This is a genomic window from Nocardioides sp. Arc9.136 (assembly GCF_030506255.1).
In the GTDB taxonomy this organism is placed as follows: Bacteria; Actinomycetota; Actinomycetes; order Propionibacteriales; family Nocardioidaceae; genus Nocardioides.
The window spans coordinates 1,156,669-1,170,535 of the sequence record NZ_CP113431.1; the positions used below are offsets into that span (position 1 = coordinate 1,156,669).

Here is a 13,867-nt window from a genome sequence, read left to right on the forward strand (position 1 = left end):
CCCCACCCGCGCGGTTGAGGGGGCGTCCACGACGGCCTAGGGTCACCGAGGTGTCAATGGCGACGCAGGACCGGGACAAGGCCGAGCTCATCGGCAGGGCGATCGAGCTGGCGCGGACGGGGCGCGGGAGCGGGGGACCACCCCACGACAGCGTCGAGGGACTGCTGCGGGCCTACTACCGCCACGTCGCGGCCGAGGACGTCCTGGACCGCACCGAGGTCGACGTGTACGGCGCGCTCGCGTCGCACCACCGGCTCGCCGCGGACCGGCCGCAGGGCCGGGCCGCGATCCGGGTCACCACGCCGACGGTGGCCGACCAGGGCTGGTCGGCGGCCGGTCACTCGGTGGTGGAGGTGGTCGTCGACGACATGCCGTTCCTCGTCGACTCCCTGACCATGGAGCTCTCCCGCCAGCTGCGCGACGTCCACGTCGTGATCCACCCGCTCTTCGACGTCGTCCGCGACGTCACCGGGGCCCTGCAGTCCGTCGTCCCCGTCGAGGACGGGGCCAAGGAGCCGGCGCCGGGGGCGGTGCGGGAGTCCTGGATGCACGTCGAGGTCGACCGCGTCGCCGACGACGAGGACACCGCCAGGATCGAGGAGGACCTCCGGCGGGTCCTGGAGGACGTCCGCGAGGCGGTCGAGGACTGGACCAAGATGCACGACCGGGTCCGCGAGATCGTCGCCGACCTCGAGGAGCAGCCCCCGCCGCTGGACCCCGAGGAGGTGCGCCAGGGCCGCGAGCTGCTGACCTGGCTGGCCGACGAGCACTTCACCTTCCTCGGCTACCGCGAGTACCACCTCGAGGAACGCGACGGCCACGACCACCTGCGCGCCGACCCCGGCACCGGGCTCGGCATCCTGCGGTTCGACCCGCCGCAGTCCGAGGAGTCCGGACGGCTGCCCGAGCGGGTGCGCGCCAAGGCGCGCGAGGAGACGCTGCTGGTGCTGACCAAGGCCAACTCGCGCTCCACGGTCCACCGCCCGGCGTACCTCGACTACGTCGGCGTCAAGACGTTCGACGAGTCCGGCCGGGTGGTCGGCGAGCGCCGGTTCCTCGGGCTGTTCTCCAGCGCGGCGTACACCGAGTCGCTCATGCGGATCCCGCTGCTGCGCGAGAAGGCCGCGGAGGTGCTCGCCCGGTCCGGCTTCGACCCGCTCAGCCACGACGGCAAGGCGCTCCTCGACACCCTCGAGACCTATCCGCGCGACGAGCTCTTCCACACGCCGGTCGACGAGCTCGCCCCGATCGCGGAGGCCGCGATGCAGGCGCGCGAGCGGCGCGCGGTGCGCATGTTCGCGCGGCTCGACACCTACGGCCGCTACGTCTCGGTCCTCGTCTACCTCCCGCGCGACCGGTACAACACCGCGGTCCGGGAGCGGTTCGCCGCGATCCTCGCCGAGCGGCTCGGCGGCGGGTCCACCGAGTTCACGGTCCGGATCGGGGAGTCGACCACCGCGCGGGTGCACTTCGTGGTCCACCTGCCCGCGGGCGCGGCGACCACCGAGATCGACGCCGCGGACCTCGAGAAGCGCCTTGCCGACGCGAGCCGCAGCTGGCGCGACGACTTCCTGACCGCGGTGCACGCTGAGTACGGCGAGGAGGCCGGCGCCGCGCTCGGGCGGAGGTACGTCGAGTCCTTCCCCGAGGCCTACAAGGAGGACTTCGCCCCGCGCACGGCAGCGATCGACCTCGGCCGGCTCGAGGCGATCCCGGGCGAGGAGGGCATCGACCTCTCCCTGCACGAGCAGGTCGACGCCGCGCCGGGGGAGGGGCGGCTCAAGGTGTTCCGGATCGGCGAGCCGCTCTCGCTCTCGAGCGTGCTGCCGATGCTGTCCTCGCTCGGTGTGGAGGTGGTCGACGAGCGGCCCTACGAGCTCACGGGGCTGGAGCGCCGCTCGTTCGTCTACGAGTTCGGCCTGCGCCACGGCCACGAGCTGCCGCCGCACGCGCGGGAGCTGGTGCAGGACACGTTGCGCGCGGTGTGGGACGGCTACAACGAGACCGACGGCTTCAACGCGCTCGTGCTGGCGGCGGGGCTGACCTGGCGCCAGGCGTCGGTGCTGCGCGCCTACGCCCGCTACATGCGCCAGGGCGGTTCGCCGTTCGCGCTCAGCTCCATCGCCGGGGCGCTGGTCGCCAACGTCGACATCACCCGGCTGCTGGTCCGGCTCTTCGAGACCCGGTTCGACCCCGCGCTCGAGCACACCGACGGGGGCGAGGACGTGAGCGAGGACGGGCGCGACCGCGACGCACGCCAGGCGGAGCTGCGCGAGGAGGTGCTGCGCGCGCTGGACGAGGTGGCCAGCCTCGACCACGACCGCATCCTGCGCTCGTACCTGACCCACGTCGGCGCGACGCTGAGGACCAACTACTTCCGGCCGGCCGACGACTTGCCCGGCGGCGCGCCGCGGCGCTACCTCTCCCTCAAGCTCGACCCCTCGCAGATCCCCGACCTCCCCGCACCGCGGCCCCGCTTCGAGATCTTCGTGCACTCGCCCCGGGTCGAGGGCGTGCACCTGCGGTTCGGGTCGGTCGCCCGCGGCGGGCTGCGCTGGTCCGACCGCCGCGACGACTTCCGCACCGAGGTGCTCGGCCTGGTCAAGGCGCAGATGGTCAAGAACACCGTCATCGTGCCGGTCGGTGCGAAGGGCGGGTTCTACTGCAAGCAGCTGCCCGACGCCCGCGACCGCGAGGCGTGGCTGGCCGAGGGCGTCGACTGCTACCGGACGTTCATCCGGGGCCTGCTCGACGTGACCGACAACCTCGTCGACGGGGAGACCGTGCCGGCGCCGCACGTCGTGCGCCACGACGGCGACGACACCTACCTGGTGGTGGCGGCGGACAAGGGCACGGCGACGTTCTCCGACATCGCCAACGGGGTCGCGCACGACTACGGGTTCTGGCTCGGCGACGCCTTCGCCAGCGGCGGGTCGGTCGGCTACGACCACAAGGCGATGGGCATCACCGCGCGCGGCGCGTGGGTCTCGGTGCAGCGGCACTTCCGCGAGCGCGGGATCGACAGCCAGGCCGAGGACTTCACCGCCGTCGGCATCGGCGACATGTCCGGCGACGTCTTCGGCAACGGGATGCTCTGCTCCGAGCACATCCGGCTGGTGGCGGCCTTCGACCACCGCGACATCTTCATCGACCCCGACCCCGACGCGGCCACGTCGTACGCCGAGCGCAGGCGGCTCTTCGAGCTGCCGCGCTCGAGCTGGCAGGACTACGACGCCTCGCTGATCTCCGAGGGCGGCGGCGTGTGGTCGCGGTCGGCGAAGTCGGTGCCGGTCTCCCCGCAGGTACGCCGCGCGCTCGGCCTGCCCGACGACGTCGAGCGGCTCGCGCCCAACGACCTGATGCGGGCGATCCTCCGGGCGCCGGTCGACCTGCTGTGGAACGGCGGCATCGGCACCTACGTCAAGGCCTCCGACGAGCCGCACGCCGCGGCCGGCGACAAGGCCAACGACGCCATCCGGGTGGACGGCCGCGACCTGCGCGCGCAGTGCGTGGGGGAGGGCGGCAACCTGGGGCTGACCCAGGCCGGCCGGATCGAGTACGCCCGCTTCGGTCTCGGCGGCACGGGCGGCCGGATCAACACCGACTTCATCGACAACTCCGCCGGCGTCGACACCTCCGACCACGAGGTCAACATCAAGATCCTGCTCGACCGCGTCGTACGGGACGGCGACCTGACGACCAAGCAGCGCAACGCGGTGCTGGCCGAGATGACCGACGAGGTCGCCGAGCTGGTCCTGCGCGACAACTACGAGCAGAACCTGGCGCTCGCCAACGCCGCCGCCCACGCCCCGTCGCTGCTGCACGTGCACGAGGAGTGGATGCGGCGGCTGGAGGGCGAGGGCGTCCTGCAGCGGGAGGTCGAGGGCCTGCCGTCCCGCGCGGAGGTGCGTCGCCGGCTCGACCGGCACGAGGGCCTGACCGCGCCCGAGCTGGCGGTGCTGCTGTCGTGGACGAAGATCGTCCTGGCCGACCAGCTCCTCGCCTCCGACCTGCCCGACGACCCCTACCTCGAGCTGGACCTGCGCTCCTACTTCCCCCAGCCGGTGCGGGAGGGGTTCGGCGAGCAGGTCGAGGCCCACCCGCTGCGCCGGGAGATCATCGTGACCCAGGTCGTCAACGACCTGGTCAACGGCGCCGGGATGACGTTCGTGCCGCGGCTGGCGGGGGAGACCGGTGCCGGCGCGGCCGACCTGACCCGGGCCAACTTCGTCGCGCGGGAGGTCTTCGCCTCGCTCCCGCTCCGGCTGGAGCTGCAGGGCTACGACAACCGGATCGACGCGGCCGTCCAGACCCGGATGCGGATCGAGATGCGCACCCTGGTCGAGCGGGCCACCCGGTGGCTGATCACGCACCGCCGGCCGCCGCTGGACAGCCAGGCGACGGTCGAGGAGTTCCGCGGCCCGGTGCAGGCGGTCGTCGCCCGGCTGCCGGAGCTGATGACCGGCCGGGAGCTCGCCGCGTGGGAGCAGCGCCGCGACCGGCTGGTGCGCGACGGCGTCCCCGAGGACCTCGCCGAGCGGGTGGCGGTGCTGTCGCCGGCGTACGCCGTGCTGGGGATCGTGGAGACCGCCGCCCGCGAGGGCCTGGACGCCACCGACGTCGCGCGGGTCCACTTCACCCTCGGCGAGCGGCTGGGCCTCTCGGCCGTGCTCGAGCGGATCGTCGCCCTGCCGCGGCAGGACCGCTGGCAGACGATGGCCCGCGCCGCGCTGCGCGAGGACCTCCACTCCGTCCACGCCCAGCTCACCGCGCAGGTGCTCCGCACGACCTCCGCCGAGGAGCCGGCACCCGCCCGGGTCGCGGCCTGGGAGGAGGCGGACGGCACCCTCGTCGGACGGGCCGCGGCCACCCTCGACGAGATCTGCGCCGACGAGGGCGCGGACCTGGCCCGGCTCTCGGTCGGGCTCCGGGTCGTCCGCGGCCTGGTGGGCTGACCCGGTGGGCTGACCTGGTGGGCTGACCGGAATCTCGCGGGACGGGGCAACCCCGACCCGTGCTCGGAGCATCTGCAGGGAGTGAGCAGCACGACGGGCGGGCCTGCCGCGGAGGTGGTGGCAGCCGAGGGAGGCCGGGTGGACGGCAGCGACGCGTCGTACGACGAGTTCTTCCGGGCCTCCTGGCCGCGCCTGTACCGCACGACGCTGTTCGTCGCCGGTGACGCCGCGGCCGCTGAGGACGCCCTGCAGTCGGCCTTCGCCAAGGCGTACGCGGGATGGCGGCGGGTCGCCGCGGCCGACGATCCCGAGGCGTACGTCCGGCGGATGGCGGTCAACGAGGTGCTCGGGTCCCGACGGCACGGCTGGGGCCGGCGCGAGCGGCCGCACGAGCGGGTGGAGCCGCTCGGCGACCGGGCGCCGGGGGCGGGGCTGGAGACCGCCGTCGTCCTGCGCGACCGGCTCTGGACGGCGGTGCTCGAGCTACCGCCGCGGCAGCGGGCGGTGGTGGTGCTGCGCTACTACGAGGACCTCTCGGAGGCCGCCATCGCCGACGTCCTGGGCTGTTCCCGCGGCACGGTGAAGTCCCAGGCGTCCAAGGCCCTCGCCCACCTGCGCCGCGAGGGCGCCGACCTGCGGAACGGAGACGAGGCATGAGCGGCGACCTGCCGGACCAGCCGGTGCTGAGCGACCTGCTGGAGGAGCGGCTGGGGTCGCTCTCGCCCCCGGCCGGTGACCCCGGGCGCGCGAAGGAGGCGGGGCGCCGGTTGCGGCGGCGCCGTGTCGCCGTGCGCTCCGGCGCCGCCGTCGTGCTCGCCTCGGCGGTGGTCGCCGGAGGGGTCGCCATCGGCCTGGACGGCGGGGACGGCGGGGGTGACGAGGGCCGCGACGTCGTCCCGCTCGGAAGGCTCGACTTCGACGAGGGGCTGCGGGCCTACGCCGACCCGGGCGTCGAGGTGCACCTCGGGGGCCGGACCTTTCCGGCCGACGACCTGGGAAGGATCGACGTGGACGGCGCCGCGACGCCGTTCGGGCTGGTCTACTACGACGGCGGGGTGCCGATGCTCCTCGGCGAGGACGGCCGCACCCGTGCGCTGGAGCCGGGGGCGGAGCGGGCCGGCGGGCCGGTGCCGACGGCGAAGGCGGACAGCGCGAAACCCTTCGTGGCGTACGGCGCCGTGCTCGCGGGGCGGCGAACCGTCCTGGTCCGCGACCTCGCCGCCGATCGGCGGGTGGCCGCCCTGGACGTCGAGGACCGCCCCGGCCTGGCGGTGGACGCGCTCGACGACGGCGTCGTCGTCCTGCGCGACGAGGACGGCACCACCGTGTGGGACACCGCGACCGGTGCCGAGCAGCGGCTGGCCGGGGCAGGCACGCGGGTCGCGGACCTGCGCAACGGCGTACTGCTCTACGACGGACCGCCGCCCGACGGGCCGGCCGCCGCCGACTACCGGCTCGTCCCCGGGGCCGTCGACGCCCAGCTGACCTTCGACGGCGCCCACGTCCTGTCCTGGTCCAGCACGCTCCGGCCGACCGCTCAGGGCGGGGCGCCGCTGGTGCTCGACGAGGGAGCGACCGGGCCGGGTCCGCAGTACGGCTGGTGGGCGGTCGACACCGACGGGTCGGTCCTGACCGCGGTGCCGGACCGGCGGGGGCAGGGCGTCCGGGTCCACGACTGCGACGTCCCCTCGGGCCGGTGCGTCGACCTCGGGCGGCTGGTGACGCTGGGCGGGGACCCGCAGTTCATCGGCGTCGACGGGTGAGGTGAGGAGGAGTCCTCGTCCGCGCGCGGCGGGGACGGCCCCCTAGGCTCACGGGCGTGAACGTGGTGGCGGCGGACGGGGTGCGGGTCGCCGCGTTCGTGAGCCTGGTGGTCGGCCTCGCGGCGTACGGCGGGATCGCGGGGGCGGTGTTCTTCCTCGTGCTCGGCGGGACGATGGTGCCGCGGGCGGTCTCCGCGCCGGCGGCGCTCGACATGACCTACAGCCTGACGATCCTCGTCGCGGCCTGGGCGGCGGTCCTCGACTGGTACCTCGCCGTCCCGTGGCTCGACGTCGTCGTGCACGCCGCCGCGACCGGCCTGATCGCGGCGCTCGTGCAGTTCGTCCTCGTGCGCCTCGGCATTGCGTCCGCGGTCGACGCCCACCTGCGGTTCCCGCGCACCGCGGTCACCGTGATGACGGCCGCCACCGGCACGACGCTGGCCCTCGTCTGGGAGTTCGGCGAGTGGTACGGGCACACGTTCCTCGACAGCCGGATCCAGGTCGGGTACGACGACACGCTGGGCGACCTGGCCGCCGGGATGGTCGGCGCGCTGGTCGCCGGGGTGCTGCTCGGCAGCGGGCTACTGCTGCGCGGGGCGCGCCGGTGAGGGCCGCTGCGGGGCGCCCGAGCGTCAGCGTGGTGATCCCTGCCCGCGACGACGCCCCCGCGCTGCGCCGGTGCCTGGAGCTGCTGGCCCACCAGAGCGTCGCGCCGCTCGAGGTCGTGGTGGTCGACAACGGCTCGACCGACGACACCGCCGCGGTCGCCCGCGAGCTCGGCGCTCGTGTCGTCGAGGAGCCGGCGGTGGGCATCCCGTCCGCGGCCGCCCGGGGGTACGACGCCGCCTCGGGCGACGTCATCGCCCGGCTCGACGCGGACTCCCGGCCCGGTCCCCGCTGGGTCGAGCGGGTGGCGCGGCGGATGAGCGACCCGGGGCTCGACGCGGCCACCGGCGTCGGCGCCTTCCACGACCTGCCGTGGGGGGTCCGCCACGTCGCGGCCGCGGCGTACCTCGGCGCCTACTACCTGCTCACCCACCTCGCGCTGGGCCACACCGCACTCTGGGGGTCGAGCATGGCGGTGCGCCGCTCCACCTGGGAGGCCGTGCGGGCCGACGTCCACCGCGACGACCCCGACCTGCACGACGACATGGACCTCGCCTTCGTGCTCGGACCGAACCGCCGGATCCGGCTGGACCCGATGCTCGCGGTCGGCGTCTCCGGCCGCAGCCTGCGCGGCAGCGCCCAGCTCCGCCGGCGGTTCCTCCGCGCCCGCCGCACGATCGAGGTCAACTGGGCCGTGCAGCCGCCGTGGCTGCGGTGGCGCGACCGGTTCTCGCGGTGAGCGGGGGGAGCTTCATCGGCCGACCGACAGTTCCAGCGGCCAGCCGATGAAACGTCACCCGGCCGGCCGCCCGGCACCTCAGCGCAGCGCGATGAAGATGAACAGCTGGGTGACGAGGAACCCGGTGACGTAGTTGAGCCACAGGAAGCGCCGCCAGCCGGCGTTGGCGCCCTCGCAGGTCTCGTCGGTGACGCGGAGGAACGGCGCGACGTTCGCGACGTACGGCAGGACGAGCAGCGCGGCGAGCGCGCCGGGCCAGCCGCAGGCGAGCAGGACGAGGCCGGAGGCGACGTACGCCGCGAGCGCGAACCACACCGTGCCGCGGGCGCCGATGACGGTGCCGATCGAGGCGATGCCGCCGGCGCGGTCGGCGGTGACGTCCTGGACGGCGCCGAAGGCGTGCGAGCCGATGCCCCAGAGGAAGAACCCCACGACCGCGGCGACGGTGGTGGTGTCGGCGGGGGCGTCGGCCAGCGCGAGGCCCAGGACCGCCGGGCTGGTGAAGTGCGTGCTGGAGGTGAGGGAGTCGAGGAACGGCCGCTCCTTGAAGCGCAGCACCGGCGCGGAGTACGCCACGACCGCGAAGACGCTCACGGCCAGCACCACCGCGGACAGGCCGTCGCCGACGGCGAGCAGGTAGGCGACGAACGGCACGTTGCTGGCGATCGCCAGGGTGATGGTGAGCCGGTGCACCGACCGGTCGAGCACGACCCCCTCCACGCCGCCCTTCCGCGGGTTGCGGATGTCGGACTCGTAGTCGAAGACGTCGTTCACGCCGTACATCAGCAGGTTGTACGGCACCAGGAACCACAGCGCGCCGAGGACCAGGACGAGGTCGACGCCGCCGCCGGCGAGGAGGTACGCCGCGGCGAACGGGTAGGCGGTGTTGACCCAGGAGAGCGGACGGGAGGACGCGAGGACCTGGCCCAGCAGCGGGAGCGGTCCCCGGCGGGGCTGGTGGTGGCCGGCGGGCACGGTGGCGGTCACGGTCACCGATCCTCCTCCTTCGACAGCAGGCTCCACAGGGCGGGCAGCGCCAGCACCGCGGCGAGCGGCCAGGCGAGGTCCTCGACCGGCGCCTTCCACAGCAGGAACGCCGGCTCCGCGCCCTCGCCGTAGCGGAACAGGTCGGCGATGATCATCAGGCTGTCGAAGACGACGGTGAGGACGAACAGCGCGGCGGCGGTCAGCGCGGTCGCCGCCCACCACGTGCGTCCCGGCCGGCGGCGCACCGCGGCGAGGACGAGGACGGCGGCGGCGAGGACGAGGAAGATCCCCGCGAGCCCGGCGTACGTCACGCGGCCTCCCGCGAGCGGGCGGACGGCCGGGCCAGCAGCAGCACGAAGAGCTGGTGCAGCACCATCGTGAGGTAGCAGAGGAAAACGATGAAGAACAGCTCCTCCAGCGGCAGCTCGGGGGCCAGCTCGATCCCGGTCATCGCGTCGGACTCACCGCGGTGGTACATGTCGGCGCCGATCGCGATCAGGTCCCACACGAGGAACAACACCGTCCCGGTGGCCACCACGGCGACGGCCCGCCCGGCGCGGCCGGGGCGGAAGAGGAACAGCCGCCACCTCCGGTCGACCAGCCCCATGCAGACGGTCGGGACGATGATCGAGAGGAGGTACAGGACGCTCACGCGGCCGGCTCCGGTGCCGGCTCGGGCTCGGGCTCGGGGGAGGGTCCGGTCGAGCGGTCGGCCCGCAGCCGCTTGAGCACCAGCTCGGCGGAGATCAGGCACATCGGCAGGCCGATCCCGGGCCGGGTGGCGTAGCCGGCGTAGAACAGCCCGTCGACCTTGCGGGAGACGTTCCCGGCGCGGAAGAAGGCGCTCTGCTTGAGCACGTGCCCGGGCCCGAGCGCGCCGCCCTGCCAGGAGCTCAGCTCGTCCTCGAAGTCGGCGGGGCCGATGGTGCGCCGCACCTCCACGCGCGCGGCCAGGTCCGGCACGCCGGCCCAGGTGGCGACCTGCTCGATGGCCGCGTCGACGGCCTTCTCGACCGCCGGGTCGCCGGCGCCGTCGGTGCCGCCGTGGCCGATGCCGGGGTCGGCCGGCACCGGGATGAGCACGAACAGGTTCTCCTTGCCGGCGGGAGCGACGGTGTCGTCGGTGGCGCTGGGACGGCACACGTAGATCGAGGCGGGGTCGGGCACCCGGCGGGTCGCGCCGAAGATGTCGTCGAAGTTCGCCCGCCAGTCGGTGGTGAAGAACAGCGAGTGGTGCGCCAGCTCGGGCAGCTCGCCGTCCACGCCGAGCAGCGCGAGCACGGCCCCGGGACCGGCGTCGCGCTTGGCCCACCACTGCTCGGGATAGGTCTGCAGGGAGCGGGGGAGCAGCCGGGTCTCGAGGTGGTGCAGGTCGGCCGCGCCGACGACGACGTCGGCGTCGAGCCGCTCCCGCGCGCCCGAGGGGTCGACGTACGACACCCCCTCGGCGACGGCGCGTCCGCGACCGGCGGGCCGGGTCCGGATCTCCTCGACCGTGCAGCCGGTGCGGATGCGCACACCGCGCTGCTCGGCCAGCCGCGCGATGGCCTCGATCAGCGTCGTGAACCCGCCCCGGGGGTAGAGCACCCCGTCGGCGAGGTCCATCCAGCTCATCAGGTGGTACATGCTCGGCGCCCGCTCCGGCGAGGTGCCGAGGAAGACCGCGGGGTAGCCCAGGACCTGGCGCAGCCGCGGGTCCTCGAAGCGGGCGGCGACGTGGCTCTCCAGCGAGCGGGTGAGCAGGCCGGACAGCCGGGGCCCGTTGCGCAGGATGCTGGCGCTCAGCAGCGAGGCGCTGGACTCGAAGCTGGTGTAGAGGAACTGCTGCACCGCGAGGTCGTAGACGTGCCGTGCGGAGTCGAGGTACGCCGCGAGCGCGTCGCCGGCGCCCGGCTGCACGGACTCGAAGAGCGCGATGTTGGCGTCGCGGTCGGCGGCGACGTCCAGGTGCTCGTCACGGTCCTGGAAGAAGACGCGGTAACCGGGGTCGAGCCGGACCAGGTCCAGCTCCTCGGCCGCGCTCGTGCCGAGCATGGCGAAGAAGTGCTCGAAGACCTCCGGCATGAGGTACCACGACGGCCCGGTGTCGAAGCGGAAGCCGTCGGCCTCCCAGGAGCCCGCCCGGCCGCCGACCTCGTCCCGCTGCTCGAGCAGGTCGACCGACCAGCCGTCCGCGGCCAGCAGCGCCGCCGTGGCCAGGCCGGTGATCCCGCCGCCGATGACGACGGCGGTGCCGGGCGTCGCCGCGGACCCGCCCCGCGCGCTCATCGCGAGCCCCGGACGAGGGTGCGGGCCACGACGCGGGCCTTGGTCGGGCCCGGCACGCGCACCCGCTCGGTGCGGATGCGCTCGGCCGGGGTGGCGCGGAGCCGGACGCAGAGCTCGGCGAAGAGCCCGTGCGCGAGCAGCACCGCGCTGCGGCAGCCGGCCGGCAGCTGGGGGATGGCCGCGGCGGCCGCGTCGAGGTCGGCCTCGATGTCGGCGAGCAGCAGGTCGCGGGTGCGGTCGTCGAGGTAGGTGGGGTCGAGCCCGGGGAAGTAGTGCCGGCCGAGGTCCCCGTCGTCGGCGGCGATGTCGCGCAGGAAGTTCACCTTCTGGAACGCCGCGCCGAGGCGCCGGGCCCCCGGCGTGAGGCGGTCGTACGTCGCGTCCGCGTCGGGCTGCCCGGCGAGGAACGCGCGCAGGCACATCAGCCCGACGACCTCGGCGGAGCCGTAGACGTAGCGGGCGAAGGACTCCTCGTCGTGCTCGCCGCGGAAGAGGTCGGTGCGCATGGACGCGAAGAACGGGTCGACCAGCGACCGGTCGATGCCGCAGGTGCGGGCGGTGCGCCCGAACGCGTGCACCACCAGGTTGGCGCTGTGCCCGCTGGTCATGGCGGAGCGGACGTCGGCCTCGAGCGCGTCGAGCACGCGGGCCTGGTGCGCGCGGGTGCCGTCGGGGCGCGGCGCGTCGACGACCTCGTCGGCGACGCGGACCATCGCGTAGACGTTGCGGACGTGGGTGCGGACCGGCTCCGCGAGCAGCCGCGTGGCCAGCCCGAAGGAGGAGGAGTAGCGCTTGATGACGACCGCCGAGGCGGCCTCCGCCACCCGGTCGTAGTCGTCGGCCGGGCTGCCCGGCGGGCTGCCGGCCGCGGGGGTGGGCCGGTGCTCCTCGGAGCCGCCCGGGCTGCGCTCCATCGCGGTCATGCTGCTCCTCGGGTCAGGTTCTGGGACATGTCGCCCACCCAGGCGACCAGCTCCGCGGGGAGGCCGAGCTCGGCGGTCTGCTCGGTGGCGGCCGCGACGTAGCCGGCGGCGAGGTCCTCCACGAACGCCCGGGAGCCGCCGGACTCCAGTGCGCGGCGCACCTCGGCGGCGGCGTCGGGGGTGAGGTCCGGGTCACCGAGGTGACGACGGACGACCGGCCAGGCCGAGGTGGTGCGGGCGTGGACGACCAGCGGCGTGCGCTTGCCCTCGCGCAGGTCGCCCAGCGCCGACTTGCCGGTGCGGTCGGGGTCGCCGAAGACGCCCTGGACGTCGTCGAGGAGCTGGTAGGCCAGGCCCAGCTGGCGACCGACCCGGCCGAGCCCCAGCACGACCGCCTCGTCGGCGTCGGCGAGCACCGCGCCGTACTGCAGGGGCAGCTCGAAGGAGTAGACGGCCGTCTTGTGCTCCTCCATCGTCAGCACGTCGGCCAGTGACGGCTCTGCGAGGCCCATCGAGAACCGGACGTCGGCCAGCTCGCCGGCGGCGGAGATCCGCAGCGCGCAGTCGAGGAGGTCGAGCAGGCGGCCGACGGTCGCCGGGGGAGCGGGAGCGGTGGCGACCGCGCGCACGGCGGCGGCGAGCGCGAGGTCGCCGGTGAGCACGGCGCCCGCGAGCGCGTAGGCGTCGGCGGCCTCGGGGGAGGCACCGGCGCGCTCGGCGTGGGTGCGGAAGGTGCCGGGGGCGCTGGGCCGGCCGCGTCGGGTCTCGTCACCGTCGATCACGTCGTCGTGGACGACGAAGGCGGTGTGGAGCAGCTCGATCGCCGCCGCGACGGGGGGTACGGCGTCGGGCCGGCGCCCGCCGAGCAGCCGGTGCACCGACTCCACCAGCCGCGGGCGGAACTGCTTGCCCCCGACCGTCGCGTCGGCCAGCGCCCGGCCGAGTGCGGCCTCGTCGGGACCCGGGGCGGCGTCGAGGGGCGGCGCGAGCTGGTCGTCGACCGCGCGGCGCACCCAGTCGTCGGCAGGACCCGCGGCGTCGGCTCCGGTCATGGCCGCGCCCCGACCTGGCTCGCGAACCAGCCGGCCGCCTCGAGCTCGGCGGCCTGCTCCCGCAGCCACGGGCTGAGCGCCCACGGCGCGGCCGCCAGGGCGGCGCGGAGCTCCTCGAGGGACAGCCAGCGGCTCTCCTCGACCTCGTCGGGGTGGTGCCGGGGGAGGCCGTCGGTGCGGGCGGAGTAGACCGGGCACAGCTCGTTCTCGACGATGCCGCCCGGGTCCACCGCGCGGTAGCGGAACTCCGGCAGCACGCAGCGCACGTCGGTGAGCTCGAGGCCCAGCTCGTGCTCGGCGTACCGGTGGACGGTCGCGACGGGGTCCTCGCCGGGACGGGGGTGGCCGCAGAAGGAGTTGGTCCAGACGCCCGGCCAGGTGCGCTTGGTGACCGCGCGCCGGGTCACCAGCACCCGGCCCTCCCCGTCGAGCACGTAGCAGGAGAACGCCAGGTGCAGGGGGGTGTCGGTGGTGTGCACGGTGGCTCGGGGCGCGGTCCCGCAGGGGTGCCCGTCGTCGTCCAGCAGCACCACGAGATCAGGGGTCGCGGACACCGTCACCGTCCTCCCCTGTC

At 74.6% G+C, this 13,867-nt stretch carries 12 protein-coding genes; 5 read left to right on the forward strand and 7 right to left on the reverse strand.

Going from position 1 to position 13,867, the window contains the following annotated elements; genetic code table 11:
* Positions 1–56 precede the first annotated feature (56 nt).
* From OSR43_RS05515 to OSR43_RS05535, 5 genes are all read left to right on the forward strand, one after another.
* Complete coding sequence (locus tag OSR43_RS05515; protein ID WP_302271585.1) at positions 57–4,955, forward strand: NAD-glutamate dehydrogenase; 4,899 nt, start codon at positions 57–59, stop codon at positions 4,953–4,955.
* A gap of 81 nt (positions 4,956–5,036) precedes the next feature.
* Complete coding sequence (locus tag OSR43_RS05520; RefSeq protein WP_302270117.1) at positions 5,037–5,612, forward strand: SigE family RNA polymerase sigma factor; 576 nt, start codon at positions 5,037–5,039, stop codon at positions 5,610–5,612.
* Entirely contained in the window at positions 5,609–6,718 is a 1,110-nt protein-coding gene (locus tag OSR43_RS05525) for a hypothetical protein (protein ID WP_302270118.1), read from the forward strand. Before OSR43_RS05520 ends, OSR43_RS05525 begins: the two co-directional genes overlap by 4 nt.
* A gap of 56 nt (positions 6,719–6,774) precedes the next feature.
* Positions 6,775–7,326 carry a hypothetical protein gene (locus OSR43_RS05530; protein WP_302270120.1) on the forward strand — a complete coding sequence of 184 codons (552 nt, stop codon included), beginning with the start codon at positions 6,775–6,777 and terminating at the stop codon, positions 7,324–7,326.
* Positions 7,323–8,063: a glycosyltransferase family 2 protein gene (locus OSR43_RS05535; RefSeq protein WP_302270122.1), complete on the forward strand. Its 741-nt coding sequence runs from the start codon at positions 7,323–7,325 to the stop codon at positions 8,061–8,063. Before OSR43_RS05530 ends, OSR43_RS05535 begins: the two co-directional genes overlap by 4 nt.
* Before the next feature lie 78 nt (positions 8,064–8,141).
* On the opposite strand, the gene OSR43_RS05540 is transcribed toward OSR43_RS05535, so the two are convergent.
* From OSR43_RS05540 to idi, 7 genes are read right to left on the reverse strand one after another with little or no spacing between them, the layout of a single operon-like run.
* Complete coding sequence (locus OSR43_RS05540) at positions 8,142–9,050, reverse strand: prenyltransferase (protein WP_302270125.1); 909 nt, start codon at positions 9,048–9,050, stop codon at positions 8,142–8,144.
* A 2-nt stretch (positions 9,051–9,052) separates the two neighbouring features.
* On the reverse strand, positions 9,053–9,361 hold the full coding sequence (locus OSR43_RS05545) for a lycopene cyclase domain-containing protein (protein ID WP_302270127.1): 309 nt from the start codon (positions 9,359–9,361) through the stop codon (positions 9,053–9,055).
* Positions 9,358–9,702 carry a lycopene cyclase domain-containing protein gene (locus tag OSR43_RS05550; RefSeq protein ID WP_302270128.1) on the reverse strand — a complete coding sequence of 115 codons (345 nt, stop codon included), beginning with the start codon at positions 9,700–9,702 and terminating at the stop codon, positions 9,358–9,360. Before OSR43_RS05550 ends, OSR43_RS05545 begins: the two co-directional genes overlap by 4 nt.
* Positions 9,699–11,318, reverse strand: coding sequence for a phytoene desaturase family protein (crtI, locus tag OSR43_RS05555; RefSeq protein WP_302270129.1), 1,620 nt, complete (start codon positions 11,316–11,318; stop codon positions 9,699–9,701). Before crtI ends, OSR43_RS05550 begins: the two co-directional genes overlap by 4 nt.
* Positions 11,315–12,241 (reverse strand): squalene/phytoene synthase family protein, encoded by a 927-nt coding sequence (locus tag OSR43_RS05560; RefSeq protein WP_302270131.1) that lies wholly within the window; start codon positions 12,239–12,241, stop codon positions 11,315–11,317. The genes crtI and OSR43_RS05560 overlap by 4 nt, the downstream gene beginning before the upstream one ends.
* Positions 12,238–13,293, reverse strand: coding sequence for a polyprenyl synthetase family protein (locus OSR43_RS05565; RefSeq protein WP_302270132.1), 1,056 nt, complete (start codon positions 13,291–13,293; stop codon positions 12,238–12,240). Before OSR43_RS05565 ends, OSR43_RS05560 begins: the two co-directional genes overlap by 4 nt.
* Positions 13,290–13,853: an isopentenyl-diphosphate Delta-isomerase gene (gene idi / locus OSR43_RS05570; RefSeq protein ID WP_367891514.1), complete on the reverse strand. Its 564-nt coding sequence runs from the start codon at positions 13,851–13,853 to the stop codon at positions 13,290–13,292. Before idi ends, OSR43_RS05565 begins: the two co-directional genes overlap by 4 nt.
* Positions 13,854–13,867: the final 14 nt, after the last annotated feature.

What these genes read in the sequence shown, in the direction of transcription:
- OSR43_RS05515 (WP_302271585.1), top strand. Translation starts at nt 57, where the DNA reads ATGGCGACGCAGGACCGGGACAAGGCCGAGCTCATCGGCAGGGCGATC.
- OSR43_RS05525 (WP_302270118.1), top strand. Translation starts at nt 5,609, where the DNA reads ATGAGCGGCGACCTGCCGGACCAGCCGGTGCTGAGCGACCTGCTGGAG.
- crtI (WP_302270129.1), bottom strand. Translation starts at nt 11,318, where the DNA reads ATGAGCGCGCGGGGCGGGTCCGCGGCGACGCCCGGCACCGCCGTCGTC.
- OSR43_RS05560 (WP_302270131.1), bottom strand. Translation starts at nt 12,241, where the DNA reads ATGACCGCGATGGAGCGCAGCCCGGGCGGCTCCGAGGAGCACCGGCCC.
- OSR43_RS05565 (WP_302270132.1), bottom strand. Translation starts at nt 13,293, where the DNA reads ATGACCGGAGCCGACGCCGCGGGTCCTGCCGACGACTGGGTGCGCCGC.